At 62.0% G+C, this 25,525-nt stretch carries 22 protein-coding genes, 1 tRNA gene and 1 pseudogene; 17 read left to right on the top strand and 7 right to left on the bottom strand.

Annotated elements, in window-relative coordinates:
- Positions 1-119 precede the first annotated feature (119 nt).
- From GYH34_RS14355 to avs3b, 3 genes are all read left to right on the top strand, one after another.
- Positions 120-1,076, top strand: a complete 957-nt coding sequence (locus tag GYH34_RS14355; RefSeq protein ID WP_161914166.1) for a helix-turn-helix transcriptional regulator — start codon at positions 120-122, stop codon at positions 1,074-1,076.
- A gap of 477 nt (positions 1,077-1,553) precedes the next feature.
- The gene (gene avs3a / locus GYH34_RS14350) at positions 1,554-7,862 is read left to right on the top strand and encodes an AVAST type 3 anti-phage nuclease/ATPase Avs3a (RefSeq protein ID WP_161914165.1); all 6,309 of its coding nucleotides are present in this window, start codon (positions 1,554-1,556) and stop codon (positions 7,860-7,862) included.
- A complete protein-coding gene (gene avs3b, locus GYH34_RS14345) occupies positions 7,813-8,529 on the top strand; it encodes an AVAST type 3 anti-phage proein Avs3b (RefSeq protein ID WP_197745462.1) in 717 nt (238 codons plus the stop codon). The genes avs3a and avs3b overlap by 50 nt, the downstream gene beginning before the upstream one ends.
- An 825-nt stretch (positions 8,530-9,354) precedes the next feature.
- On the opposite strand, the gene GYH34_RS21945 is transcribed toward avs3b, so the two are convergent.
- Both GYH34_RS21945 and GYH34_RS21940 read right to left on the bottom strand, forming a co-directional pair.
- Positions 9,355-9,492 (bottom strand): helix-turn-helix domain-containing protein, encoded by a 138-nt coding sequence (locus GYH34_RS21945; protein WP_244635369.1) that lies wholly within the window; start codon positions 9,490-9,492, stop codon positions 9,355-9,357.
- A gap of 421 nt (positions 9,493-9,913) precedes the next feature.
- Positions 9,914-10,027, bottom strand: a pseudogene (locus GYH34_RS21940) (AraC family transcriptional regulator); the annotation flags it as partial.
- A gap of 227 nt (positions 10,028-10,254) precedes the next feature.
- Between GYH34_RS21940 and GYH34_RS14335 the strand changes: the two are divergent.
- Positions 10,255-11,028 (top strand): methyltransferase domain-containing protein, encoded by a 774-nt coding sequence (locus GYH34_RS14335; RefSeq protein ID WP_161914163.1) that lies wholly within the window; start codon positions 10,255-10,257, stop codon positions 11,026-11,028.
- Positions 11,025-11,336 carry a hypothetical protein gene (locus GYH34_RS14330; RefSeq protein WP_161914162.1) on the top strand — a complete coding sequence of 104 codons (312 nt, stop codon included), beginning with the start codon at positions 11,025-11,027 and terminating at the stop codon, positions 11,334-11,336. Before GYH34_RS14335 ends, GYH34_RS14330 begins: the two co-directional genes overlap by 4 nt.
- 165 nt (positions 11,337-11,501) lie before the next feature.
- Here the strand turns inward: GYH34_RS14330 and GYH34_RS14325 are convergent, their stop codons facing one another.
- Together GYH34_RS14325 and GYH34_RS14320 are read right to left on the bottom strand one after the other, a co-directional pair.
- Positions 11,502-13,442, bottom strand: coding sequence for an IS66 family transposase (locus tag GYH34_RS14325; RefSeq protein ID WP_161914161.1), 1,941 nt, complete (start codon positions 13,440-13,442; stop codon positions 11,502-11,504).
- Entirely contained in the window at positions 13,439-13,846 is a 408-nt protein-coding gene (locus GYH34_RS14320; protein ID WP_161914160.1) for a transposase, read from the bottom strand. Before GYH34_RS14320 ends, GYH34_RS14325 begins: the two co-directional genes overlap by 4 nt.
- A gap of 332 nt (positions 13,847-14,178) precedes the next feature.
- On the opposite strand from GYH34_RS14320, the gene GYH34_RS22240 reads away from it, so the two are divergent.
- The 5 genes from GYH34_RS22240 to GYH34_RS14295 all read left to right on the top strand — a co-directional run bounded on the left by GYH34_RS22240 (position 14,179) and on the right by GYH34_RS14295 (position 18,193).
- Complete coding sequence (locus tag GYH34_RS22240) at positions 14,179-14,400, top strand: hypothetical protein (protein ID WP_197745429.1); 222 nt, start codon at positions 14,179-14,181, stop codon at positions 14,398-14,400.
- Positions 14,401-15,449: 1,049 nt separating this feature from the next.
- Positions 15,450-17,192: a DUF3363 domain-containing protein gene (locus GYH34_RS14310; protein WP_244635128.1), complete on the top strand. Its 1,743-nt coding sequence runs from the start codon at positions 15,450-15,452 to the stop codon at positions 17,190-17,192.
- Between the two features lie 115 nt (positions 17,193-17,307).
- Positions 17,308-17,547, top strand: a complete 240-nt coding sequence (locus GYH34_RS14305) for an antitoxin MazE family protein (protein WP_161914159.1) — start codon at positions 17,308-17,310, stop codon at positions 17,545-17,547.
- Positions 17,544-17,903 carry a type II toxin-antitoxin system PemK/MazF family toxin gene (locus tag GYH34_RS14300; RefSeq protein WP_161914158.1) on the top strand — a complete coding sequence of 120 codons (360 nt, stop codon included), beginning with the start codon at positions 17,544-17,546 and terminating at the stop codon, positions 17,901-17,903. Before GYH34_RS14305 ends, GYH34_RS14300 begins: the two co-directional genes overlap by 4 nt.
- Before the next feature lie 74 nt (positions 17,904-17,977).
- The gene (locus GYH34_RS14295) at positions 17,978-18,193 is read left to right on the top strand and encodes a hypothetical protein (RefSeq protein WP_161914157.1); all 216 of its coding nucleotides are present in this window, start codon (positions 17,978-17,980) and stop codon (positions 18,191-18,193) included.
- 105 nt (positions 18,194-18,298) lie between these two features.
- On the opposite strand, the gene GYH34_RS14290 is transcribed toward GYH34_RS14295, so the two are convergent.
- A complete protein-coding gene (locus GYH34_RS14290) occupies positions 18,299-18,520 on the bottom strand; it encodes a helix-turn-helix domain-containing protein (RefSeq protein ID WP_161914156.1) in 222 nt (73 codons plus the stop codon).
- Positions 18,521-18,669: 149 nt separating this feature from the next.
- Here GYH34_RS14290 and GYH34_RS14285 point away from each other — a divergent pair, with 149 nt between their 5' ends.
- The gene (locus GYH34_RS14285) at positions 18,670-19,248 is read left to right on the top strand and encodes a hypothetical protein (protein WP_161914155.1); all 579 of its coding nucleotides are present in this window, start codon (positions 18,670-18,672) and stop codon (positions 19,246-19,248) included.
- A gap of 206 nt (positions 19,249-19,454) precedes the next feature.
- Positions 19,455-20,957: a recombinase family protein gene (locus GYH34_RS14280; protein ID WP_244635126.1), complete on the top strand. Its 1,503-nt coding sequence runs from the start codon at positions 19,455-19,457 to the stop codon at positions 20,955-20,957.
- On the opposite strand, the gene GYH34_RS14275 is transcribed toward GYH34_RS14280, so the two are convergent.
- Positions 20,928-21,004: transfer RNA gene (locus GYH34_RS14275), tRNA-Arg, on the bottom strand. The two genes, GYH34_RS14280 and GYH34_RS14275, sit on opposite strands and share 30 nt — an antisense overlap.
- A 106-nt stretch (positions 21,005-21,110) precedes the next feature.
- A complete protein-coding gene (locus tag GYH34_RS14270; RefSeq protein ID WP_161914153.1) occupies positions 21,111-21,722 on the bottom strand; it encodes a PilZ domain-containing protein in 612 nt (203 codons plus the stop codon).
- Between the two features lie 246 nt (positions 21,723-21,968).
- Here GYH34_RS14270 and crcB point away from each other — a divergent pair, with 246 nt between their 5' ends.
- The 5 genes from crcB (at position 21,969) to GYH34_RS14245 (ending at position 25,443) form a co-directional block, all read left to right on the top strand.
- Complete coding sequence (gene crcB, locus GYH34_RS14265) at positions 21,969-22,352, top strand: fluoride efflux transporter CrcB (RefSeq protein ID WP_161914152.1); 384 nt, start codon at positions 21,969-21,971, stop codon at positions 22,350-22,352.
- Positions 22,349-23,446, top strand: a complete 1,098-nt coding sequence (locus GYH34_RS14260) for an RluA family pseudouridine synthase (RefSeq protein ID WP_161914151.1) — start codon at positions 22,349-22,351, stop codon at positions 23,444-23,446. The genes crcB and GYH34_RS14260 overlap by 4 nt, the downstream gene beginning before the upstream one ends.
- A gap of 27 nt (positions 23,447-23,473) precedes the next feature.
- Entirely contained in the window at positions 23,474-24,295 is an 822-nt protein-coding gene (locus tag GYH34_RS14255) for an ATP12 family protein (protein WP_161914150.1), read from the top strand.
- A 195-nt stretch (positions 24,296-24,490) separates the two neighbouring features.
- Positions 24,491-24,856 (top strand): NADH-quinone oxidoreductase subunit A, encoded by a 366-nt coding sequence (locus GYH34_RS14250; RefSeq protein ID WP_018265968.1) that lies wholly within the window; start codon positions 24,491-24,493, stop codon positions 24,854-24,856.
- Positions 24,847-25,443: an NADH-quinone oxidoreductase subunit B gene (locus GYH34_RS14245; protein ID WP_142863913.1), complete on the top strand. Its 597-nt coding sequence runs from the start codon at positions 24,847-24,849 to the stop codon at positions 25,441-25,443. The genes GYH34_RS14250 and GYH34_RS14245 overlap by 10 nt, the downstream gene beginning before the upstream one ends.
- Positions 25,444-25,525: the final 82 nt, after the last annotated feature.

Raw genomic sequence — 25,525 nt, 5'->3', positions numbered from 1 at the left:
TGCTTGTCGCGCGGGCTGGGACCCATTCGTGCCGGCGCGCTGCTCCATTTGGTGACGCGGACTTGACTGTAGCCAAAAACACATATTATGTGTTTAATACACCATATACGGATGTTTTCATGAAAAATCTCAAAGTGATCCGCGAGCGACATGGTCTCACGCAGAGTGAGTTGGCAAAGCGTATCGGCACCACTCAGCAAACGATCGCGAGGTGGGAGAGCGGCAAAGCAGAACCAAGTTTGGCAGCGCTGCGAGACTTAGCAGTCTGTCTGTGGACTTCTGTCGACCAACTGCTTGGACGTAAGCCAATGCTCCAACATCAGAATACGAATCCTTTCACCTGGATATCGGGAGACAAGAGCGGGTATTGGGGTAACATCGGCATCCATCTGCCGAGCAGAGATCACTCCATTTGGTACCCGATTTCGATCTCGACCATGGAGCAGGTGTTTGCCGAACTTCAGAGTGTCGAACCGGGCACATGGATTTCGTTTCAGACATTAAACAATAAGATGGTGGTCGTTCGACCATCGCAGGCGCTTGCTTTGACTTTTCTAGATGAAGCAGAGGACAGCATAGAAGGCGATTGGGAAGTCGGGCCTGATGACGTGGAAGGCTGGCCTGAGGAGGTCTATGCTTGCCTTAATCACTTGATATGGGATGAACTCGGTGACCAAGATAGCGAGGATGAGTTCTCCGAAACACTTATCTCCGTTGGAAAGTCACTAATCGAAGAACACAAACTCGATTCGGATAAGCTGAAAGCGATATGTCTAGAGACGCGTATTGTCTACAATAGTGGAGCAACTCGCAAGCTTTACGCGTCACCCGAGCGCTTGGCCAGCGCAATGTTCGATTTTGATTTGGGTGTAGAGCACACAGGCTCTAAAATGCTTCATCTTGACGACGAAGGTGGTGACCACAGTGTGTTTTTATCGTTAGATCTCATTTCTCTGCTGGAGTTTCCTCTGCTGGAGTTGAAAAAAGGTCTTGAGCAGGAAATCGATGAATTGAATGACGACGACGAGCCTGTTGACGGCGCGGGAGAGAAGGGGGCCGCAAGCCAAGCTTCGTAAAAAGTCAAGCCATTGAGCGCAACCCGGAGAGCGGCGAACAAGGCTCGTCAGCGCTTGCGACGCTGCAGTTGGCTCCGACCCCAGATCGGGCAAGGAGTTCGAATCCTCATTGGTGAAATGGCGCGCCGGACAGGACAAAGATAAGAAACATCTATCTAATTGAAATATCGCTATAAAATCTGAAGACAGCCGAAAGCTGTGAGCCGCTTTACCTTTGGCTACGACCGTAAGTCGGCTCCCCCAGATCGCCCAGCGTCGCTGAACGCGCCCTTAGCGGTCATCCAATCAGCACGCCCGACGGCCGGAACTCGACCCGGCTCTAGCTCTTGCCGCCGCGCGGATCATTCGCTACCGAAAAGCCTAAGCGATGTGTTCACTGATATTCTAAGCCGATGCGTACCGAAGCACAGCGGCTAGGCTGCGACCGGAAACGATTTTCCCGGCGCCAGCCCTTCATCCGAATCGAGCGAAGACCCGATGTCCGAAACTAATTTCGTTCGTCCAAGCCGCGATGGCGACCAGTTCCATTATCTGTGGGCCGCACGCCGTTGCCTACTTCTCCTTTCGCCCGACGCCAGCCTGAAGGCGGTCACGATCGAGGGGTCCTCTCCATCAGAGGCAGCGGCGGCGGACCGCATTACGACCGGCGAAGAGCTGATCGACGTTGGCGAGTATTACGGGAGCGAAAGTCTCGAACAGGCAACACTGATTCGGTACATCCAGCTCAAGCACTCAACACTGAGAGCTGATGAAGCTTGGGCGCCAAGTGGGCTCGGAAAGACGCTGACGGGATTCGCCGAGCGATTCAAAGCCCTTCAACAGCGCCTTCGAACAGAACACCTGGACGGCAAGCTAGAGTTCTGGTTCGTTTCTAACCGCCCGGTCAACTCCGACTTTCTCGAAGCTATTCATGACGCCGCCGAAGGCACCGCAGCGGCGCGGCACACCGACAATCTCAAGAAGCTTGAGAGGTTCACAGGTCTCAGCGGCACGGCGCTCGCGGCCTTCTGCAAGCTGCTTCGGCTCGAAGGAGGTCAGGAAGGAGTGTTGGATCAACGAAACATACTGGCCCAAGACGTTAGTTACTACCTTGCTGATGCAGACGTTGATGCGCCCGTGCAATTGAAGGAGCTTGTGACCAAAAAAGCTCTCTCCGTGAGTGCAGAGAATCCAACTGTCACGAGAATGGACGTGCTTCGGGCGCTCAAGACCGACGAGAGCCGCCTGTTTCCTGCGCCGTGCTTCATCAAAGACATTGCGAACGTAGTCCCGCGTGAGCAAGAACCAGAGCTCAACCGGGCGATCATGCAGGCGGACGATGTTCCGGTCATCGTTCATGCTGCCGGCGGAGTGGGAAAGTCGGTTTTCGCAACGCGCATCAACTTGGCGCTGCCCGCAGGCTCATCCAGCGTTCTCTACGATTGTTTTGGCAATGGCCAGTACCGCAGCGCCAGCGGCTATCGGCATCGCCACAAGGACGCTCTGGTTCAAATTGCGAATGAGCTAGCTGCCAAGGGGCTGTGCCACCCGCTCATCCCAAGCCCTCACGCCGAACCATCGGCCTACGTGAGAGCCTTTCTTTATCGTCTAACGCAAAGCATCACCTCCCTCAGGGCCGAGAATGCGCAAGCGCTTCTCTGCATCGTCATTGACGCCGCGGACAATGCGCAGATGGCGGCGGAGGAAATTGGCGAAGCGCGATCTTTTGTGCGCGACCTGCTCCGAGAGCAGTTGCCGGAAGGCGTACGGTTGGTCGCCCTGTGCCGGACGCACCGGCAGGGGTATCTTGACCCTCCGCCCTCCGCTCTACGGCTTGAACTGCATCCATTCAGCCGAGCGGAAACTGCGACGTGCTTGCGCCAAGTTTTCACCGGTGCCACCGAACAAGACGTCGACGAATTCCATCGCTTGAGTTCGCAGAACCCTCGCGTTCAAGCGCTGGCCCTCGCGCGCAAGGTCTCGTTGAGCGAGATTCTCCGGGCGCTCGGCCCAAATCCCACGACGGTCGAGGACGCGATCGGCAACCTTCTTAATGACGCAATCGCGAGGCTGCGCGATGCGGTAGGGTCCATCGAGAAGGCGCAGATCGACAGAATTTGCGCTGGGCTGGCTGCGCTCCGGCCCTTGATCCCTCTATCGGTTCTGGCGTCAATGTCGGGGGTCGATGAGGCTGCGATCAGGAGTTTCGCGTTCGATCTTGGGCGTCCGCTCCTTGTTACGGGCGACACGATTCAATTCTACGATGAGCCCGCTGAGACTTGGTTCAGAGACAGGTTCAAGCCAGCGGCAGCCGATTTGGCGGCTTTCATTGCAAGCCTGAAGCCCATCGCGGCGGGTAGCGCCTATGTAGCATCCGCATTGCCGCAACTCATGCTGGAGGCGGGTCATTTTGCGGAGCTTGTGGCGCTCGCTCTCTCTTCCGAAGCTCTGCCGAGCACCAGTCCGGTTGAAAAGCGTGACGTTGAACTGCAACGCCTTCAGTTTGCCCTCAAAGCGAGCCTCCGCGCGCGACGTTACACCGATGCGGCGAAGCTGGCGCTGAAGGCCGGGGGCGAAAGCGCAGGCGATGAACGACAACGCAAGCTACTTCAAGCGAACACCGACTTAGCGGCGGTATTCATGGAGAGCGAGCGCATTCAGGAGCTCATCTCGCGGCGAACATTTGGCGCGGGTTGGGTCGGTTCACACCACGCTTATGAAGCTGGACTGTTGTCAGGACGCGGCGAGCTGCTGGGCGATGCGCGCAGCAGGCTACGAATGGCCCGCGAATGGTTGCGGAACTGGGGTCAGCTTCCGCGTGATGACAGGAAACGGGAAAAAGTGACGGATAACGACATCCTTGAGATGGCGACCGCCTTTTTCAACATTCACGGTGCCGCTAGCTGCGCACATGATTTACGCGGATGGTCGCCCCGTGAGGTTTCATTTTGCGTGGGGCGGACTCTCGCAAGCCGATTCATCGATCATGGTCGCTATCACGATCTCGATAATCTTGCAGTGGCTGCCGAGAACAACCTGTGCCTTGTACTGGCGATCACGCTGGAATTACGAGAGGTCCATAGAACGCCGCCAAAAAGTGTGGTCGAATGTGCTCTTCGTTTAGCTCGCGATCCGCGGATCAAGCTCAGCGACGGAGATCGCTGGGACAATGACGGGAGCGTCATCCAAGCGGTAACTGCGCTTGCGGAGGCAGCGCACAAGCTCTCGGTTGGTGCGACCGGCGAATTGATCTCCCTTCTTACCCGCTATCTCCCTCCTTCGCCTCCGCAGGGGCTCTCGTCCCGCTATGGGAGGACACGGTTTGCGTTGCTTCGCGCGTATGCCCTGCGCGCGGCTCTCAATGGGCAATCACTGAATTTGATCGATTTGGCGCATGATGGCCTACGAAAGGAGCTGGTAAACCCGAAACCTCATTCCGACTCTCGGGACGTACAGGAGTTTAAGGAGGACATCGGCGCCCTCTTGCCGTGGCACCGCCTGTGGGCGGCGACTTTCATCGGTCGAACGGCGCGTGCCGATCTTGCCAACGAGATCGCGGAAACGGCCGCTGCGTCTTCGAAAGCCGAAAAGATCAGCTATCGGGAGGAGTCGTTCACGTCCAACGAAGTCGCCCGAGTATGGTTTGATACGTTGTTGGTCACGGGAAGCGCTGAGGCCGCATCGCTGGACGAGCTGAATAAGTGGATCGTGGGCCTCAAGCGGCCATTATACGCGAAGACGCTTACGCACCTTGCGCGGCTAGCAGCCCGATCGCCCTCGCTCGAGGCGCACGCGCTGGAGTATGCCAGCAAAGCCTTCGGGCTGATTCGCGACGAGCGGGAAAGTGCGGAATCGAAGTCGGACAGCTATGTCGATCTAGCGCGCGCGACCTTGATGGCAAGCCGCTCCGAGGCGGTCGCGTATTTCAATCTGGCCGTAGAAGTCGCAAGCAAAATTGGCGATGAAAACCTAGATCGCTGGGGTGCGTTACTTGACCTCGCTGATCGTGCGGCCTGCAGAGACAGGCCAGATCCGGTGACGGCGTATCGGCTCGCGCGCTGCGCGGAACTTACCTACGACTACGTCGTCCGCGACAAGCATTTTGATTGGGAAGCGACCGTTGAGGCGATCGCCGGCCTATGCGGGAGCTCTTCCCTTGCGATCCTCAGCCGCTGGCGGGATCGGGATTTCGGATGGACGGAACGGTTATTGCCGATCGCTGTCAACTTCCTAGTTTCGCACGGTGAGCTCGACCCAAAGGTTGCGCTGGCGTTGATCGGCTTTCGTGCCCAGTGGGATGAGCCTCTGTTGCTCAAGAGAGCTTTCGCTGCCTGCGCGAACAAGGCTGAAAAAGAAGCCACAGCGGAATTTTGCTACCGTTACATGACGCTGGAGCAGCACAGCCTTGGAAGGTGGCGCGCGCTCAAAAACGTCTTGACGCAGCATGGCATCGCGGTCACCGAGCTTGATGCATGGATCGCCCTAAGTGAGCGCGAAGAGCAGTCAGACAAACCGACGGACAATAGCGATGACCAGGACCGCGGCGCTCTGCCAGACAGTAGTTACGAGCGCGACTGGAACGCAGTCTTCGAGGATATCGATCTTTGTATCGCTAACGACCTTTCGCGCGCGCGTCGGCGTTTCAATAATAGTGCCTTGCCGCGCTATCCTGACCGCTTCTTTGCAGAAGCATACCGCCGCGTGAATGTCGGCAAAGAGGCCGAGTTCATCGCGGCTGTCGCTGACGTAACCGATTTCGGACTCTATGATCTGCGCAGCTTTCTTGAGCTTCTTCCAGAAGCTTGGAAAAATCGGCTCGCGGTCAAGTCGGCTCTAGCCGAAACTTTGAGGGTATTCTGCCGGCGGCACTGCATGGCCGTCACGAAAAGCCGGTACTATGAGGTGCTTCCATTCAAGACCGCGTGCGAGCTATCCGGCATTCCAGAAGGCGATGTCGTCGGCGTTGTTCTATCTGGCATTGGCGAGGCGACGGAAGTCATCGGCGCGCGCCGCTTGTTCACGCTGGTCGGACTCCTCGCGTCGAAATTATCGGAGAACGAAGCGATTGAAGCACTTTCGTTCGGCCTCGATCTGTTCGATACGGTTCTTGAGGACGGCGACGGCGATGGCCCCTGGTCGCCAAAGTTCGAGCCGCCCGCTGAAATAGAGGGCTCAGTCGCCGGTTATATCTGGGGCGGCCTTGCTGCACCACGGGCAAGCTTGCGCTGGGAAGCTGCGCACGCGGTACGCGCGCTTTGCACGCTCGGACAGGCCAAGGTGCTTGGGCATCTCGTCGCGTTGGCGAGCGGAGCATCAGCCGATGCCTTTGCCGACGCCGGCCTGCACTTCTATAAGTTGCACGCACGCCAATGGTTTCTGATCGGATTGGCGCGCGCCGCGAAAGACCACCCTGGCATCGTTGCCCCATATGCCGACTTCCTGTTCAAATTGGCGTTCGCCGGTGAACCTCACGTCCTCATTCGGGCATTCGCAACGAGAACTATCGAAGCTCTGTTGGACGGCGGGTTCTTGGGATCGCAAACCGATTTACGAGCGCGGCTCGCTACCGTCAACGCATCTTCTTTTCCTCCCGTCGAATCGAAGTCCTATCGGCGCTTCGAAGACGACGAGGCTGACGGTGAACGCAAGGCCGAGGCCGACAACAACGACGATCGGTTCTATTTTGGCATCGACATGGGTCCTTACTGGCTTGCGCCTCTCGGAAGGTGTTTCGCGAAATCGCAAGCCAGCATCGAACGCGAAGCGTTGCGCGTGATCAGAAGCGATTGGAACCTCCACGGGGGCAGCCAGTGGAATGAGGATGCGCGCTACCGCCGAAAGATTTTCAGAGATAGAGAGCCCCATCATTCGCACGGCTCGTATCCGCGAGTGGACGAGCTTCGTTTCTATCTTTCGTACCACGCGATGATGGTGGTGGCCGGGAAGCTGCTTGCGGCAGCGCCAGTGCATCACGATCCCGACGATTCCGAGGATGAGTTTCGCAATTGGCTATCGAGACATGATCTGTCCCGCCGTGACAACGGATGGCTGGCGGACCGGCGCGACCCAGTTCCGCTTGAGCGGCCGAATTGGAAAGATGAAAAGGAAACGGACGAATGGCGCTGGTCAATCGTCAGGAGTGATTTTGACCAGATTCTCATCAGCACTGACGGCAGAATGAATCTTTGGGGACGTTGGACGAGACGATCGAGACATCGGGAGGAGTCGATCCACGTTGGTAGCGCGCTTGTTTCGTCAGATCGTTCGATGGCGCTGCTGAGGGCCTTGCAGAGCGCAGGCAATCCTCACGACTATCGAATTCCCGACGCCGACGACGATTTGCAAATCGACTTTGATGGCTTTCAGCTCAAAGGTTGGCTTACCGATCGATCTCGCGATTACGGATTAGATGACCTGGACCCTTGGGCGGGTGCCATCAAGTATCCGCCGCCAGCGCCCGCCGCTTACGTCACCGAGCTCATGAACCTTAATTGCGACGTTGAGCGTCGGCGATGGCATGTTGAGGGCGATCACGGCGATGTCGCGTGGTCACAAGTATGGGGGCACTTCCGCGACAAGGATGACGATGAAACGGAAGGCGAGACTGGTTCACGTTTTCAGGCGTCATTCGCGTTCGTTCTTGCGCTCTTACGTAAGCTACGCATGGATTTGATCGTGGAGGTAGAAATTGAACGGCGGCGCTGCTATTCTCGCTGGGAAAGTAGTAGGAACGATGACCTCGGATTCATTCTGCCAAGTGCACGACTCTTCCTTCTCAAATCCGACGGTAGTCTCAGCGCGCTGTGAGGCGACGCTTGAGCTCGGCAGGAAGCTGACGAGTGAGCTCGACCTCGATCGGTCCGTGGATACCCTAGGCCGGTGGATGGCTCACTATGTCGCCGAGCTGATCCAAGACGCCGAGAAAGCAAGCGACGAAGAGCGACCGGCTAAGATTCGGGCGTGCTGCGAAGTCATCATCAGCCTATGGAAACATCGTCACGAATTGCCAAACGGTAAGCGTCCATTTGAGGAACTCGAACCGATCCTGAGAGCGCTTGAAAGCCTTGATCCGGACGACAGCACGCCAAGATATTTTCGTTCGGTACGCGCTGCTGCCGACGACGCCGATATGGACGAAGAGGCGAAGTCGTGGCTGAAGCTCATCGACGGCTTGGATTATTCGGCAAGAATGCTTATTCGTTACTGCCTAACGCAAGCTGCGGAGGTTGCGCTCGATAAATCGAGGGAGTGGGGCGCACTTGCTGAGGCGGCCGGGGCAGACAATGGGGTTGAACTTCCGATAATTCGCGTCATCGTTGGTGAGAATAGCCTCTTGAAAAAGTCCGATCCGAATGAGGCCAACCGAAAGCAGTTGCAGGACCGCATCGATCGGCTGGAAGGCTTCACGCAGATGGCCAACGCGCTGGCATCGGATTTGAAGCGGCGCGTTCAGGAATTTCCAGAGGCCGAGTGATCGAACGTCCGCAAAGATCGTCTAGAAATATGCTCAGTGCGAGCATATTCTATCCGCACGAAAGCCGCCGTAGCCGACGTGCGTGTCGGCATAGCGTGTGACGCGCTCACTTTGTCCTCGGTGAGGACAAGAGGGGCGGCGAAATACTTTCGCCTCGGCAATCTCGTGCCGTAGATCGACATGAGAGCGCTGGAATTTGCGTCAATTGGCATCGCGAGGGCAATAAAAGACCCGGCTACAGCTCTTCGTCGAGTGCGAGCTCCATAGGACGAAAGCCTGGCGAACGTGCGCTTTTTGCAATTCGGCGGCCCCTTGACGGAGATCCGAAATGCATCCGATCTGCGCGTCGGATGCCCACCAGATGACCAGCGTTGCGCATTCCGCCCGTCATCCGATCGCTTACTCTTCCACGTGTCGTCGGGTGATTTTCGCGCTTAGGTCGGTGTCGTTCACAACGGTAAGCGGTGCGGCCGTGCCACACCGATCGGCTGTCGATGGCGGGGCTGGGCAGTTGACCTCTGATCGGAGCGATGGCGTCGTGCTTTTGAGGAGCGACGCCGATGACGATCGAGGACCAGCTTCGAGAGCGGTTGTGGAAGGTGGAGGCGCTGCATTTCGGCGCGACGAGCGCCGGAGAGCGCGAGGCGGCCAGCGCGGCGGCCGATCGGCTGAGGGAGAAGCTCGATGAGGCGGCGCGCAGCGATCCACCGGTCGAGATGAAGTTCAGCCTTCCAGACGAATGGTCGGTGCGTTTGTTTGTCGCTCTGTGCCGACGCTACGGCGTGCACCCTTTCCGCTATTCGCGGCAACGCCCGGGCGGAGTTGTCAACTCGTCCCTGGGCCGTGACGCTGCCGGAATTGAGCCGGCCCTTCGCCGGCGATCTGCGCAAACGCCTTTGCGAAGGCGCTGAGGGACGCATAGCCGACATCGGCCGCGACGTCGGTTATTCTTCGACCCTGCATCCAACAGTCCCATCGCCATCTGAATGCGCGCTTGGCCGAGCCAGTTCTGCCACGTCAGTCCCGTCTCGCGCGCGAACAGGCGGCGGAACGTGCGTTCGGACAGAGCGGCGTGGCGTAGGGCTTCGGTCAATGTCGCGGCGGCAAGATCGGCCAAGGCATAATCCATGGCGCGGTGGATGGATGGGTGCGCCGCGCTCGGCAGGAACAGCGGAAGCTCGCATAGCAGCCACTCGCCGCACAGGAGCGCCAAGGCGCGGAGGAAGTTGTCGGCGAGTGGATCTGTCTCGCTGGCGCCGAGCGGCCAGCGGGTCGCGAACAGGATCATCTCCCGCATCAATGGACTCGCGACCACGATCCGCACATGCCGCGAGCGATCCTCGACGGCTTCTGGTGAAAAATACAATGAGGCGCCGCCACCATCCGTGATCAGGGAGCGATGTCGCGTTCCCGCCGGTATCCAGACGGCCCGGCCTTGCGGAAGAATATGGCGACCGCGATCCGTCTCGATCTGGGCGGCCCCGCCCGCGGCATACATCAGTTGATGGTAGTCGTGCGCGTGCCAATCGTAGAGGACGTTGCAGGCGGCGCCCAGGAACGCGAAGCCGATGCCGGTCGGCCGATCGAGGCCGTGGGCGCGTATGGCGTTTTGGGTTTCGGCGTCGTCCAATGCCCGCATGGCCGCTATCCGCTCAACTATGGCCGTAGAGCGTTAGTCGGCCGGGGTGGTAATGTCTATGGTCCTGTTCGATCGAGGAGGGTGATTTGACCGTCGCCACGCACAATCAGCGCATCGTCAACCAGTTCACCCGTTGGGCCAAGCCCTTCTCCGAACTGTCCATTCATTCGGAAGCGGACGCGATGTCGCGCACGCTCCGAGCCTGCGCTCTGACGCCGGACGCGGATGTGCTCGACGTGGCCTGCGGTCCTGGCATCCTCGCCTGCGCACAGGCGCCACATGCGCGCGCCGTGACTGGCATCGACATCACGCCCGCCATGATTGAGCAGGCGCGAGCGCGGCAGGCCGCAGCCGGGCTGGAGAACGTGGCCTGGCGAATCGGTGACGCGACCGCGCTACCTTTCGAGAGCGGCGGCTTCGATCGGGTGACGACGCGCTACAGTTTCCACCATATGCCCGATCCTGCCGTCACGCTCGCGGAGATGGCCCGCGTTTGCCGTTCAGGTGGCCGCATTGTCGTCATCGACGCGACACCTTCGCCGGAGACCCAAGCGGCCTACGACGCCATGGAGCAACTGCGCGATCCGTCCCATACGAACGCGCTCACCCTGGAGCAGCTCCGCGAGCTCGGCCGGGAGGCAGGACTGCGCGAGCTGGTCGTCGACGGCTATCGGCTGGAAGCGGAGCTCTCCACGCTCGCGGATACAGCTGACATGACCGTGCTGGCGGCAATGTTCGACGCCGACATTGCTTCGGGGCAGGATCGCATCGGTGTCGGAGCTCGACGCACACACGCCGGTGTCCAGTTCTATTTCCCAGTGTCGATCGTGGCTTGGGAGCGTTTGGACGGCGCCCGATGACGGTTCGCTTTTCGACTCGCCGGGCGACTTCCGAGGATCTTCCCGCCCTGGGCGCGCTCATGGCGCTTGCCATTGACGCCTTGCAGGTGGGATTCCTGTCGCCCGAGCAGATAGCGGCGAGCCGTGCAATCATGGGCCTGGACACGAAGCTCGTCGGGGACGGGACTTCTCTCGTCGCCGAGCAGGCCGGCGCCATCGTGGGATGCGGGGCCTGGAGCCGGCGCACGACGCTCTATGGCGGCGACCATAGTCTTTATCTGCGCGACCCGGGTTCAGAATACATCTTATTGGGCTCTGCTTCACTCTAGGTGCAAAGCGACGGACGCCGAAGTGGCGGCAATTTTCCGATCTGCACACGGACCTTTGGATCTATTTCGAGCAGACGACGGAGCGGCTGATCAAAGAGTCGATCTGCTCCGATACGAGAGACGCGGAGACGGCGAGCGAGCCGAGCCTGTTGCGTTGATGGCGGATCATGCCGCCGCTTCGGCCTGGTCACGCGCAGCTTTCCAGTTCCACACGAGAAGCTCGGCGAGCCGATTGTTGGTGGTCGCGCCGGAGACCATGCGCTCCAGCACATCCGCGAGCCATGTCTCTGGATCGACGCCATTGAGCCGCGCCGTCTGAATCAGCGTCGATAGGATCGCCCATGTTTCGGCGCCGCCATTGTCGCCGGCGAAAAGCGAGTTGCGCTTGCCGATCGCGATCGATCGAATGGGGCGCTCCACGATATTGGTGTCCGGCTCGATGCGGCCATCGTCATGAAAGCGCGTCAATCCGCTCCAATGCGCGAGCGTATAGTTTATCGCCTTGATCAGCGGCGAGATTTGCGACAGCCCGTCGCGCACGGCGATCAAGCGGGCGTGGAGCGCCTCCATGATCGGCTTTGTCTCGGCCTGCCGAACCGCGCGCCGCTCGTCGGCGCTTTTGCCGCGAATGCGCTTCTCGATCGCATAGACCAGCGCGATCGTCTCGATGACCTCTTTGGCGAATGGCGAGTTGGTCGTTTTGAACACCGCGACGAACTTGCGGCGCGCATGCGCGAGGCAGAAAGCGAGTGTGACGCGGCTTTCGGCGCCCTCGTCCTTGACCAGCGCCTTGTAGGCGGCGTAGCCGTCGACCTGCAAGATTCCGGTGAAGCCGGAAAGCTGCGACGCGATCTCCTTCTTGCTGCGGCCATCCGCGAACACATAGGCGACGGCCGGCGGAGCCGGTCCCGCCCAGGGGCGGTCATCGGTCGCATGCGCCCAGAACTGTCGGAGCTTCACATGTCCGGACGCGAGCACAGGCATCGGCGTCTCGTCGCAGAAGAGCCGCGGATAGCGATGCATCACCTCCAATTGCAGATCGTAGAGCCCCTTCAGCATCCAGGCCGTCTGCTTCATCCAGCGCGCCAGCGTCTGCCGATCGAGGACGACGCCCAGGCCGGCGAGGATGGCGGTCTGACGATAGAGGGTCGAGAGCCAGCCATATTTGGCGACAGCGATATGAGCGACGAGCGTCGTCGAGACCATGCCGCCTTCGATCAACTGCGCCGGCGCCGGCGCCTGCACGACCGCGCTTTCGCAAGCCCGGCATGCATATTTGGGACGGATCGTGCGCAAGACGCGCAGCACGGCCGGCACACGGTCGAGCACTTCGCTCACATCCTCGCCGATGCGATGCATCCGTCCTTTGCAGCAGGGACACCGCGTTGTCGTCGGTTCTATGACGCGCTCGCAGCGGGGAAGGTGCTCGGGCAGCTTCCCGATATTGCGCCCGGCCTTTTTGCACGGCTTCTTCGCGGCTTCCTCGGACGCCGGAATGTCGTCGTTCGTCGCCGCCGTCTTCCGCGTCTCTTCGTCTCGATTATCCGAAAGGTCGAGCGCGAGCTGTTCGGCGCCCAGCCTGGACAAGCGCTCGGAGCGCGCGCCGAAAATCAGGGCTTTCAGCGTCACGATCGTCGTCTTCAGCGTCTCGTTTTCCGCTTCGAGCGCGAGCGCCAGCTCCGTCAGCAGAGCCGGGTCCGATGGAAGGGGCGTGGAGCGAAGCGCCATGACATGAATGTACCACCGCGCTCGCTGACGCTCCAGCGAATACAGCAATATCACGCAGTTTTGTTCGGCCTCTTCACCGTCTTCAGCGTGATGCATCGCGAACTGCGTCTGCGTCAGAGATACCGCACCGTCTTGCGCTGGCGGCCAGGCGAAGCCGCTGTCCTCCAGCCATTTCGTCGCCAGAACTGTTCCCGAGCCGTCGAATAGCAAAAACTTCAAGCGGTCTTTGCGCTTGGCGCGGAACACATAGACGTCGCCATTGTAAGGATTGCATTTCAAATCTTCCGCCACCAGAGCGACGAGTCCATGCACACCTTTGCGGAAATCGACCGGTCGCGTCGATACGAACACGCGTCGCTGCGCGCCGATGGAGATCATCGCGAACGACGCAGCGCCGAAATCACCGCATCGACCGTCGCGCTGTCCGCGCCCATCGGCACACGGACCATCGCATCGGCGATCGAGACCTCGATCGTGCAGGGCGCGACAGAGACCGCGTCGCGCTCCTCGACGCATCTCACGCGCACCGCAGCGAACAGCGCTTCATGCTCGGGTGTGCTTCGCGCCTCCCAGGCCTGCCGACGCCAGACGGTCAACAGCCCACGGCTTACGCCATTGCGTCGAGCGACGTCCGAAATGTTGGCGTTCGGCTCCGCGCTTTCCGCGACGATCCTGGCTTTATCCTCGGACGTCCAACTGCGCCGGCGCCGGCCGCCGGTGATCAGCTCCACCCGTTGATAAGTCCTGCCTTCATGCATGGCATCAAGCATGGAATGATCCATCGCCCAACCCTCCTCATGACCAAATCACTCGAGGAGGATCGCGCGCCGCTCGAAGTTTTTCGAGGTGGGACGCATGTACCGCTTACTCACAACGCGCGTGGTGCGCGAGTGGATTGCCGGCGCTTCATGGGGATACCAGGGGCCGATCAGCGCTCTGGCGTTCAAGACTTCGGTCGACGACCCGCGCCGGTTACGCCGCTCGAAGACCGTTGGCGCTATCTCGGGCCAACGGCGCGACAGTGGCAGTCGGGAACGTCGATCGACGTTTCCGGCGACATCTCCAAGGGCGGCGACGGCGAGTCCGACACCCGCTCTATGAAGCGGCGAATATCATGTTAACGCGCTTCAAGGGCTTCAGCAGCCTCAAGGCCTGGAGCCTGAAGATCGCCAAGAAGCGCGGCCACAAGCGCGCTTGCGTGGCGGTCGCGCGGACGCTTTCGGTCATCATGCATGCGATGTGGCGCGACGGTTCGATGTTCCGGTTCAAGGCAGCGGAGACGCAGGACAAGCAGCAAGGCAAGCGCGCGCCGAAGCTCCTCGCCGCCACCGCGTAAGAACGAAAATCGACGCGCCAACGGCGCGCCCGCGACGCTTCGAATGTGAGGAATCCGCGCGAGCGGAGAACGGTTCTGATGCAGACCAAGGGCGGCGGGAAGCACGATATCTTGCCTGTGGCGCGCTCGCGCGACCACGCTCTAGTGCTTGTGGATGATGCCCCGCGATCCCGATGCGGACATGTGCCGCGGCGTTTCAATGACGCCGCAGAGCATGGAGAAGTGCGTGGCGCCTCAGAGCTGCGTTCGACGCCGGAGGGCTCCTTACTTGTCGAGACTGATCGATTACGCCGTCCACCGACAAAGCGCATCTTTGCGCGCGAGACCACGCTTGCCTACGATTGACCGATGGAGGAAGATATGGGGACGAAAGGCCCGGGACGGCGCCCAATTAAGACGGCAAGATAAAGCGAACTGACGTTCGCACCTCGCCTCGCTCGTAATGGGTTGTCTGCACATTGGTTTTTGCAGCCTACAAATGCGCAGGCATGGTGCCGCGCGATGCGCGGTGGCTTCCGCCAGAATCGAATTCGTTCGTATTTGCAGCATGATAGAGACGGGCGTTCGAGAGGCACGACGTGGCATGCCTCGCCGTTTCTACGCTACAGCCGGCATTTTTGCGCTCGCCTGCGATCGGAGTTCGCAGGCCATTGCGCAGACCGATTTCGGCGCCGATCATCTCGGAATGGCGAGCGACGACAGAGACGATTTCCACATTCGACCCGGCCGATCCCGAGCTGGCGGAAGGAGCGTCAGTCCGCGCTCGCTTTCCTTCGTCCGGCAGGTCGAGATCGCCGTCCGAAAGGCCGGCGGCGATCCCAGCCGGATCGGCCGAGGTCCGGCGTCGGCGGACGGCCGGAAAGGAGAAGGAAGCGGCCGGTTCAACGCGCGGGGACGAGGCGCGAAGGTGGCGGCGTCGCTGCCGAGAGACGGCGGCGGCTGGCGGCGCGACTCTGCCGGACGGTTCCGATCGCGACGTGTCGTCGTGAAGGCGCGGGTCGTGAAGCTCAACCCGCAACGCGGAACGCGGTCCAAAAGTGCGCGGCGCGATGAGCAAGGCCGTCGACGCCCATCTTCGCTATCTCGAACGCGATGGCGTCACTCGCGACGGTGAGAAGGGCCACGCTTATTCGGCGATCGAGAATGAGGCGGACGGCCGCGCCTTCGTCGAGCGCGGCCGCGACGATCGTCATCAGTTCCGCTTCATCGTCGCGCCGGAGGACGCCGGCGACATGGCCGACCTGCGAGGCTTCACCCGCGACCTCATGCGGCAGATGGAGCAGGACCTGGAGACGGGCCTCGACTGGATCGCCGTCGACCATCACAACACCGGCCATCCCCACACCCACATTATTGTCCGCGGCGTGCTCGACGGCGGCCGCATCCTCAATATCGCAGGCGACTATATCGCTCACGGCGTTCGTCACCGGGCAAGCGAACTCGTCACGCTGGAACTCGGCCACCAGAGTGAGATCGAGCTTCAGACGAAGCTCGCGAATGAAGTTGCGGCGGAGCGGCTGACGCGGCTCGACAAGATGCTTCGCGCCGAGCAGCGCGAACAAGGCGTCATTGATCTCAGGCTCGGGGAAGGCGCCTCCTATCTTGTCCGAGAGAACCGGGCGCTGCTGCTCGGTCGCGTGCGGCGCCTGGAACGCTACGGCCTCGCTGCCGAACTTGAGACGGGGCGGTGGGCAATTTCCGACCGTGCGGAGCAGATGCTGAAAGAGCTCGGCGTTCGCAACGAAGCGATCGAGACCATCCGTCGGGCGCTAGCCGGTCACGGTCTGGCGGACGAGCGCGGCGTCGCGCAATATGCTTGCCACGGGGAGACTGGAAAGGAGCCGATCGTCGGCCGGGTGCTGGCCAAAGGGCTGGCCGGCGACGAGATGGGCGAGCGGGTCTATCTCATCGTCGACGGCGTCGACGGACGAGTCCATCATATGGAGTTCGCCGATCCGACCCGCATCGAGGAGGTCGGCCGAGGCATGATCGTCGAAGCCGCGCCCGCCTTTTCCGGTCCGAGGCCCGCCGACCGCAACATCGCCATCGTTGCGGAGAAGGACGGGGTCTACCGACCGAGCGCTCATCTTGAACGTATCCGCGAGAGCTTCGAGCGGCAGGGCAAGGACCCGGACGCATTCGTCCGCTTCCATGTCCGCCGGCTGGAGGCGCTGCGCCGGGCCGGGCATGTCGAGCGCGTCGACGCGGATCACTGGCGCGTCCCGAAGGATATTGTCGAGCGCGGCCAAAGTTATGATCTGGCCCAGGGTGGCGACGGACTCCGCGTGCGTACGCTCTCGACCTTCGACCTCGAACGGCAGATCGCGAGCGACGGAGCGACATGGCTCGACCGCGAACTCGTCGCCGACAAGCAGACTTCGTTAGTAGAAGCGGGCTTCGGTCGGGACGTGAAGAATGCGCTCCACCGGCGCGGAGAGCGGTTAGTGGAAATGGGCCTCGCCAAGGATAACGGAAGATCTATCTCCATTCCGCGCAGCGCTATCGCCACGCTGGAGCGGCGGGAGGTGGAGCGCGTCGGCCGGCAGATGGCCGCGGAGCGCGGGCTGTCGTATTCGCCGAGCGGGCCGGGCGAATATGTGTCGGGGCGGCTGGCTGGCGTCGCCAATCTCGCCAGCGGGCGCTTCGCGATGATCGAGGACGGCCTTGGCTTCCAGCTCGTGCCTTGGCAGCCCGTTCTCGAAAAGCGCATCGGCCAATATCTCTGCGGCGTTCACCGTGACGGCGGCGGCATCGAGTGGAACCTCGGCCGGAAGCGCGGGCTGGGGCTGTAACAAATGCTCTGAGCTTTGTAGAGCTGCGGCCGCGACCTGCCCCGATGCAAACGATCGGGATTGTCGAAACGCGACGGCTCGTGATAGGTTACATGTAACCTATAGGAGGCTGATCGTGACCCCAGCAGCGAAGCCCAAGCCCTCCCGCGTCAAGGTGCGCGATCATCGCGAGCGCCTGCGCGCCCAAGGGCTGCGCCCTATCCAGATTTGGGTGCCGGACGTGCGCGCCGCTTCCTTCCGGGCGGAGGCGCATCGCCAGTCGCTCGCCGTCGCTATGAGCCCCCATTCTCTCGATGACCAAACGTTCATCGATGCGGTGTCGGTCCTCGACGTCGATGACGACGGTAACGAATGAGACGCGGCGACATCTGGACTGTTGCCGGCGGCAAGGACTACGCGGGCAAGCCGCGCCCTGTGGTCATCCTACAGGATGACAGTTTCGACGCGACGGACTCCATCACCATTTGCGCTTTCACGACAGACGAGACGGACGCGCCTTTGTTCCGTCTGCCGGTGAAGCCGAACGAGCGCAACGGATTGCGTGTGGCCTGCCGCTTGATGGCGGACAAGGTCACCACGGTTCCGAAATCGAAGATCGGCGCACATATCGGGCGCTTGGACGAAGAGGACATATTGCGTCTCAACCAAGCGGTGCTCGTCTTCCTCGGTCTCGCCGTGTCGCCGAGACCTCGGCGCGCACGGCGATCATGAGTTGGCCGTCATCCGTTCACCGTCTCGATGGCAGTGCGTAGGAAAGCGCATCCCGGAGTAAAATTAGGCCATTCTTGTTCGAGATCGAGCGCGCGATCCTGCCGGGATGTCGCGAGCGCGTGCAAATCCTCTCGATCCTCGCTGCGTCGGCGCCGATCGCCGCGTCGCGTCGACGCGGATTCGAGCTCGGTCGAACATCGATCGAGAAGCCCACCGAGAACTCGAAGCCTGGACTGTCACCGATGATTGGCCCGAAGATGTCCCGGTCACGCGCGCCGAAGTCGATGTAATCGAGGCGTGGCTCGGGGACTTGTTCGACCAACGATTCGGACCACGTCGATGAGGGGGCAGACACCGGACGGTTGTCCTATTGTGCCCGGTCGACGGCATTCCCGCTATTTTTTCAGCCGCACGCCGGCGCCGCCGCCATTCTCGGGAATGAATTCGACGCCGGCCTGCTCGAGAGCGGCGCGCATGCGATCGATCGTCGACGGCTTGACCTGCTCGCCACGCTCGAAACGAGTCACGGTGTTGGTGGAAACTTCCGCCAAATCGGCAAGTTCGATGACGCCGAGATTCAGAGCAGCTCGGGCCATTCGGCATTGGACGGGCGTCATGCAGGAATCGCTATATTATGGCGAATTTTGTTGATCGGCGAGTCGTTCGGGTTATGATGGACCCATCTCTGACCAGAGAGCGGCCGAGCGGGATGGAGCTAACACCTCGCCCGGCCTGACCACAACCCGGCTTATGAGGAGCTCGGATCATGGCTGACCCCGAGACTATCACGAGTGCGTCTGCTTTCACCCGAAGGACTTTGTTGGTTGCGAGCGTCGGCGCCGTCGCGCCGGCGCCTTTCAAGGGAATTGCGAGCGTCGACTCGTCTCATACGATGGTCGTCGATCCGGCAACGTCCCTGTGGACGCGATGGAAGACCGCCCAGGACATCACCGACGTTCTCTGCCAGAAGCAGCAAAGCTTGGAAACCCAATTGATGCAGATGATCCGCGCGTCAGACGGCGTCGACGATGCCGAAGGCGCCGAGGCGGGCTGCGCCATCGAGGAAGAAATCTATCGTGCGCGCTGGGCTGCCGCAGATTTGGCCGTCGGCTACTCCGAAGCGAAAAAAGACGAAGAGCGAGCCGCGGATATAGCGAGATATCTCGCCGATGCGCTGGCGGCCACGCCGGCGTCGACCGTCGAAGGCGTCGCGGCCAAGCTCCACGCTGTGCTCCGCGAGGGCGAATGGTGCGAGAACTGCCCCGAATTTCCCTGGCCGCAGGTCCGTTCGGCGCTGTCCGACTTGATCCGTATCGGTCGCCTCGATTCGTTTCCGAAGTTTTGAAGCGGGCCGCACGACGGCGAGATTGCCGATCTCACAATTTTCGAGCCGCGGTCTCCGCGGCTCGTTTTGCTTCTCATTGCGGGACGATCCGGGGCGATTGTCGCTGGCGCAGCCGAAATTCCGGTGACGCCTGCGCATCTCGGGAATAGACTCGGCCGATCGATCGGACTCGCGCCACGAATTTGACGATGCCGGGAGTTTTCCCCATGTCCGATTGCACCCGCGCCGCGCTCTATCTCCGGGTTTCGACGACGCGGCAGGCGGAGGTCGACCTCTCCATCCCCGACCAGCAAGCGCAGACGAGCGCCTATTGCGCACGCCATAGTTGGCGCATCGTCGCCGAATATGTCGAGCCCGGCGCTTCTGCCATGGACGACCATCGTCCCGAGTTTCAGCGCATGATCGAACGCGCCTGCGACGACGATCATCCGATCGACGTCATCGTAGTCCATTCCTTCTCTCGCTTCTTCCGCGACGCTTTCGGCCTGGAAATGTATGTGCGCAGGCTCGCCAAGCACAATGTGCGGCTCGTCTCCATCACCCAGGAACTCGGCGACGACCCGGCGCAGGTGATGATGCGACAGGTCATCGCGCTGTTCGACGAATATCAGAGCCGTGAGAATAGCAAGCACGTCTTGCGCGCGATGAAGGAGAACGCCCGCCAGGGATTCTACAATGGCTCACGCCTGCCGCTCGGCTATTCACTCGCCGAAGTGGAGAAGCGCGGACACAGGACCAAGAAGAAGCTCGTCGTCGATCCTGTGGAAGCCGAGACCGTGCGGATGATCTACCGCTTGTATCTCGAAGGCGGGGCCGGCAAGGGGCCAATGGGCGTCAAGGAGGTGACGAAGACGCTCAATGGGCGCGGGCTGAGAACGCGACTCGGCGCGCGCTTCGGCGTCGCGTCGGTCCACAAGGTCTTGACCAATCCGGTCTATGCCGGCCGGTGGCGCTTCAACAAGCGTGAGGCCAAAACCGGGAGAGCCAAAGCCGAAAGTGAAGTCATCGAGATCGCCGTGCCGCCAATCATCGAAGCTGCCGTGTTCGACAAGGCCCAGGCGAGCCTGAAAGCAAGAGACCCGCGCGTCTTGCCTCCCCGAGTCGTCACCGGCCCCATTCTCCTTACCGGCCTCGCTGTCTGCGCTGCTTGCGGCGGCGCGATGACGCTGCGCACAGGAACCTCGAAGAGCGGCAAGGTGCATCGCTACTACACCTGCTCCACAGCCGCCCGCGTCGGCAAGACCGGCTGCAAGGGGCGCTCGATCCCGATGGACCGGCTCGATGGTCTGGTCACGACCCATCTTGCCGACCGACTATTCGGCCCGAATCGGCTGGCCGGCATCTTGACCTCCCTGGCCCAGAAGCGCGCCGCCGGCGACGACGAGGTCCGCAGTCGGGTGGAAGCCCTCCAATCGGAAATCGCCCAGTCCGAGGACAAGCTGAAGCGCCTCTATAGAATGGTCGAGGATGGCGTCACCGACATGGACGATCTTCTCCGAGATCGTCTCGCCGCGCTCAGATTGGAGCGTGAGCACGCGAAAGCCGCGTTGGAGCGGATCAAAGCCCAGTCCGCGCCGTCAATCGTGCTCGAACCGGACCAGCTCGAGCGATTCGGGACGTTCATGCGCGAAAAGATCACGGTCGGCGAAACGTCGTTCCGCAGAGCCTATATACGCAAATGGCGCGCCCGAAGGGATTCGAACCCCTGACCTCTGCCTTCGGAGGGCAGCGCTCTATCCAGCTGAGCTACGGGCGCGTTGAGGCTTCTACGTCTTCACTATCGCATGCGGGCGGGGCCTGCAATCGGGCCGGAAGGCATTTTCGGGTCGCTTTCGGCGTTTTCGCGCGTTTCGGGCGGCGATTCACAGGTCTATATCTTCATCGAATATCTCGAGCGGCAAAAGACGGCGGAAGCGAACCGCGAAACCGTCCTCGGTCGGGCGAATGACCTCGGCCTGGGTCCGCTTGCCGATCGTGATCTTCTCGCCCGGAGGGACCTGCACCTCCGTCCGCAGCGAGGCGCCGCTGCGCGAGAGATCCAGGATCTCGCAGGGGAGGGTCACTTGCGCCACGGTGAAGGTGGTGAGCCGGCGCTTGGGCCGCAAGCGCTCGTGATCGCGGCACTGGGGGGCGTTCGGCGCGGCGTGCCGCGTCAGCCAAGCGAATTGCATCGCCACATGGGCGCGCGGCTGGTCCGCAATCTCGAGGTCCACGGTGAAGCCGCCATCGAAGAGACGAATCACCGCGCCGTCGAAACGGCCCCAGCGATCGAGATCGAGCGCGATCCGATCGCCGACCGCGGGCCGGAAGTCGCTGCGCAGGGCGACGACCTCGGCCGACATGTCGATGGTGCGGCAGGCGTAACGGCGCTGGTCCGGCGGCACGCTGAAGCGGCCGTCGAAGCGCGGCTCGGCGATCGTCTCGGCGGCGCGCTGCTCCGCCCCGATTTTGGGGCGTAATTCTGGTCGTCTCACGGCCGTCGCTCCACATGCGCGGCGCTCGCCAGTCGCGCATGGACTGGGGCGCAGACGAGTTGCGGCCGCATAACGACCGTAGAATATTATTTAGTCTCAATAGTTTCTGCGTGACGGCGATGCAGCTGTCGGGGCTAGCTTACGCATGTTAGCGGCAATACGTAAATCGGGCTTGAATCGAAGCTGCGCAATTTGATGGCGTCCGGCTCCCGTGACGCCATCGCCTGCTTGCGCTAGAAGGCGGCCATGCGCGCGCTTCTTCTCATCTTTCTCGGGTCCGGCTTGGGCGGGACCCTGAGACATATCGTCAATTCCTCGTGCCAGCGCTGGTTCGGCGCGCAGCTGCCTTGGGGCGTTTTCCTCATAAATGTCAGCGGGTCCTTCCTCATGGGCCTCGCCGCCGGCTATTTCGCCTTCAAGGCGGGGGCCGGCTGGTCGCAGTCGATGCGGCTCTTCGTGACCACGGGCGTGCTCGGCGGCTATACGACCTTCTCCGCCTTCTCGCTGGATGCGGTCACTCTGATCGAGCGCGGCGACACGCTCGCCGCCGCGCTCTATGTGGGCGGCTCGGTAGGGCTGTCGATCATAGGCCTGTTCCTCGGACTCTATCTTATGAGGGCTTTGACATGACCGGGGAAGCGGCGCAGGCGCCGCAATCGACGCCCGTGCAGACGCTGATCGTCGACGAGGACGAGGCGGGGCTGCGGCTCGACCGCTGGTTCAAAAGGCGCTTTCCGGCGCTGGCCCTGTCGCATCTCGCGAAAATCTGCCGCAAGGGCGAGGTGCGCGTCGACGGCAAGCGCGTCGACACCTCCACGAGGCTCGAGCAGAATCAGAAGATTCGCGTGCCGCCGCTCAAGCTGGAGACGGTCGCGGCGCCGGCGGTGATGCGAGTGCGGCCGGAGGACGCTCGCGAGCTCGCCGGGATGACCTTGTTCGAGGACGCGCATCTCCTCGTGCTGAACAAGCCCTATGGCCTCGCCGTGCAGGGCGGCTCGGGCATGAAGCGGCATATAGACGGAATGCTCGAATCGCTGGCGGTCGGCGACAAGCGGCCGGTGCTGGTGCATCGGCTCGATCGGGACACCTCCGGCGTGCTGCTGATCGCCAAGAACAGGCGCACCGCCGCCGATCTCGGGGAAATCTTCCGCTCGCGGCAGGCGCATAAAATCTACTGGGCGCTGGTCGAGGGCGTGCCGAAGCCATCGCAGGGGCGGGTCTCGCTCTATCTCGCCAAGGGCGCGGATATGGTCGATGAGCGCTCCCGTCGCGGCGGCGAGCGGCGCGCCGCCGATCCCGCCGACGCGAGGGAGAAGATGCGCGTCGCCCGCCATGGGGACGAGGGCGCGCAGCATTCGCTGACCTATTACGCCATCGTCGACAAAGCGGCGCCGCGCTGCGCCTGGCTGTCGATGAAGCCCTTGACGGGCCGCACGCATCAGCTCCGCGCCCATGCGGAGGCGATCGGCTGCCCGATCTTCGGCGATCCCAAATATGGTCACAGGCCGGAGGACGAGGTGCGCCGCCGCGATCCGATGCGCGCCATGCCCGCAGAGCTCGAGCCCAAGCTGCATCTTTTGGCGCGGCGGCTTATTCTGCCGCATCCCAAGGGCGGGACGCTCGACGTCACCGCGCCGCTGCCGCCGCATATGAAGAATAGCTGGGCGTTTTTCGGCTTCGATGTGGGGCAGGACGATCCCATATTGTCCGCGCCGGACGCGTGAGCCCCCGAGACGCCTGAGGAGAGCGCAATGTCGAAGGAAAGCGAAAGTCTCGCCGACGGCCTGTTCGTGCCCGATGAGGAGCGCAATCCGCTGCGCAATGCGGTGCAGAGGGGCGCCCGGCCGGAGCTTCCGAAGCGGTTCTACCAATCGGCCAGCGTCGGCGAGGCCGAGGGCGGCTATGCCGTCCTGCTCGACGGGCGGACGGTCAAGACGCCGGCGCGGCGCATTTTGACGACGCCGTCCTCGACGTTGACCAACGCCCTGGCCGAGGAATGGGCGGCGCAGGGCGAAAGGCTCAATCCGACATCCATGCCTTTGACGAGGCTTGTAAACTCAGCGATCGACGGGGTCGCCGACCGGCTCGAGGAGGTCGCCACGGACGTCGCCAAATATGCGGGCTCCGACCTCGTGAGCTATCGCGCCGCGGAGCCGGCCGGCCTCGTCGCGGCGCAGGCGGAAGCGTGGGACCCGCTGCTCGCCTTCGCCAAGGAGCGGCTCGGCGCAGAGCTCGCCGCGACCTCGGGCGTGATTTTCGTCTCCCAGGCGCCGGAGGCGACGGCGGCGATCGCCGCGGCCGTGCGCGCCTATGCGGGGCAGGGGGCGGAGGCGCCCTTCCGCCTCGCGGCGCTGCACGCCATGACGACGCTCACCGGCTCCTGCCTCATCGCGCTGGCCGTGGCGCTGGGCGAGATGGAGGTCGAGGCCGCCTGGGCCGCCGCCCATGTCGACGAGGACCATCAGATCGAGGCCTGGGGCGCCGACGCCGAGGCCATGGAAAGGCGGGCGCGGCGATTCGCGGAGATGAAGGCCGCCGCCCGGATCATCGAATTCTTGCCCCGCGACGCCTGATCGATGGGCGCCGACGCGCATTTTGCCGCCGGGCGTGGGCGGGCGTAAGGTCCGCTGGTCCAATCCCTTTGGTAAAGACGCGCTCGGCTCTTGCTTTGACCTATACGCTGGGTTACGGAACGCGCGGTCAGACGGCGCCCGGGGCTCCCGCCCCGCGTCACATCGCCGCCCCCGCCGCAAAAGTCGGACATCGCCATGCCGAGCCTGCTCGAACAATATTTGCCGCTCGTGATCTTCATCGCCCTCGCGGCGATCATCGCCGGCGCTCTGCTCGTTCTCCCCTTCCTGGTCGCCTTCAAGGCGCCGGACCCGGAGAAGCTCTCCGCCTATGAGTGCGGCTTCAATCCTTTCGGCGACGCGCGCATGAAATTCGACGTGCGCTTCTATCTCGTCGCTCTGCTCTTCATCGTCTTCGACCTCGAGGTCGCTTTTCTCTTTCCCTGGGCGGTCGCCTTCAAGGAGGCGGGCAGCTTCGGCTTCTGGTCGATGATGTTCTTTCTCGGCGTGCTGACCGTCGGCTTCGTCTACGAATGGCGCAAGGGAGCGCTCGAATGGGATTGATCACTCGCCAGAGCCCGACGCAGATTCCCGCCCTTGTGGCGCCCTCCGCCAAAGGGCTCGTCGATCCGCGCACCGGCAAGCCGGTGGGCGCGGACGATCCTTTCTACCTCGGCCTCAATGACGAGCTCGCCGACAAGGGCTTTCTCGTCACCGCGACCGACGATCTCATCAATTGGGCGCGCACCGGCTCGCTGATGTGGATGACCTTCGGCCTCGCCTGCTGCGCCGTGGAGATGATCCAGGCGGCCATGCCGCGCTACGATCTCGAACGCTTCGGCTTCGCGCCGCGCGCCAGCCCGCGCCAGTCGGACGTCATCATCATCGCCGGCACGCTCACCAATAAGATGGCCCCGGCGCTGCGCAAGGTCTACGACCAGATGCCGGAGCCGCGTTACGTCATCTCCATGGGCTCCTGCGCCAATGGCGGCGGCTATTACCACTATTCCTATTCGGTGGTGCGTGGCTGCGATCGGATCATTCCCGTCGATATCTATGTCCCCGGCTGTCCGCCTTCGGCCGAAGCGCTCGTCTATGGCGTTCTGCTTCTGCAGAAGAAGATCCGCCGCAGCGGCACGATCGAGCGGTGATATTTCGCGCCTCCTCGGGAGCGCGCGCAAAAACGAAGAGTGCGATGCGAGCCGACGCGCCATGCGCGGTCGGTTTCTCATG

This window comes from Methylosinus sp. C49 (genome assembly GCF_009936375.1).
Classification (GTDB): domain Bacteria; phylum Pseudomonadota; class Alphaproteobacteria; order Rhizobiales; family Beijerinckiaceae; genus Methylosinus.
Note: the sequence above shows the minus strand (reverse complement) of the source record. Positions and strands in the feature narration are given on the sequence as shown.

Bases quoted from the DNA above. Each gene is read 5' to 3' on its own strand.
- GYH34_RS14355 (WP_161914166.1), top strand. From the start codon at position 120: ATGAAAAATCTCAAAGTGATCCGCGAGCGACATGGTCTCACGCAGAGT.
- avs3a (WP_161914165.1), top strand. From the start codon at position 1,554: ATGTCCGAAACTAATTTCGTTCGTCCAAGCCGCGATGGCGACCAGTTC.
- GYH34_RS21945 (WP_244635369.1), bottom strand. From the start codon at position 9,492: ATGCAGGGTCGAAGAATAACCGACGTCGCGGCCGATGTCGGCTATGCG.
- GYH34_RS14330 (WP_161914162.1), top strand. From the start codon at position 11,025: ATGACGGTTCGCTTTTCGACTCGCCGGGCGACTTCCGAGGATCTTCCC.
- GYH34_RS14325 (WP_161914161.1), bottom strand. From the start codon at position 13,442: ATGATCTCCATCGGCGCGCAGCGACGCGTGTTCGTATCGACGCGACCG.
- GYH34_RS14320 (WP_161914160.1), bottom strand. From the start codon at position 13,846: ATGGATCATTCCATGCTTGATGCCATGCATGAAGGCAGGACTTATCAA.
- GYH34_RS22240 (WP_197745429.1), top strand. From the start codon at position 14,179: ATGTTAACGCGCTTCAAGGGCTTCAGCAGCCTCAAGGCCTGGAGCCTG.
- GYH34_RS14310 (WP_244635128.1), top strand. From the start codon at position 15,450: ATGAGCAAGGCCGTCGACGCCCATCTTCGCTATCTCGAACGCGATGGC.
- GYH34_RS14300 (WP_161914158.1), top strand. From the start codon at position 17,544: ATGAGACGCGGCGACATCTGGACTGTTGCCGGCGGCAAGGACTACGCG.
- GYH34_RS14290 (WP_161914156.1), bottom strand. From the start codon at position 18,520: ATGACGCCCGTCCAATGCCGAATGGCCCGAGCTGCTCTGAATCTCGGC.
- GYH34_RS14285 (WP_161914155.1), top strand. From the start codon at position 18,670: ATGGCTGACCCCGAGACTATCACGAGTGCGTCTGCTTTCACCCGAAGG.
- GYH34_RS14280 (WP_244635126.1), top strand. From the start codon at position 19,455: ATGTCCGATTGCACCCGCGCCGCGCTCTATCTCCGGGTTTCGACGACG.
- crcB (WP_161914152.1), top strand. From the start codon at position 21,969: ATGCGCGCGCTTCTTCTCATCTTTCTCGGGTCCGGCTTGGGCGGGACC.
- GYH34_RS14260 (WP_161914151.1), top strand. From the start codon at position 22,349: ATGACCGGGGAAGCGGCGCAGGCGCCGCAATCGACGCCCGTGCAGACG.
- GYH34_RS14255 (WP_161914150.1), top strand. From the start codon at position 23,474: ATGTCGAAGGAAAGCGAAAGTCTCGCCGACGGCCTGTTCGTGCCCGAT.
- GYH34_RS14250 (WP_018265968.1), top strand. From the start codon at position 24,491: ATGCCGAGCCTGCTCGAACAATATTTGCCGCTCGTGATCTTCATCGCC.
- GYH34_RS14245 (WP_142863913.1), top strand. From the start codon at position 24,847: ATGGGATTGATCACTCGCCAGAGCCCGACGCAGATTCCCGCCCTTGTG.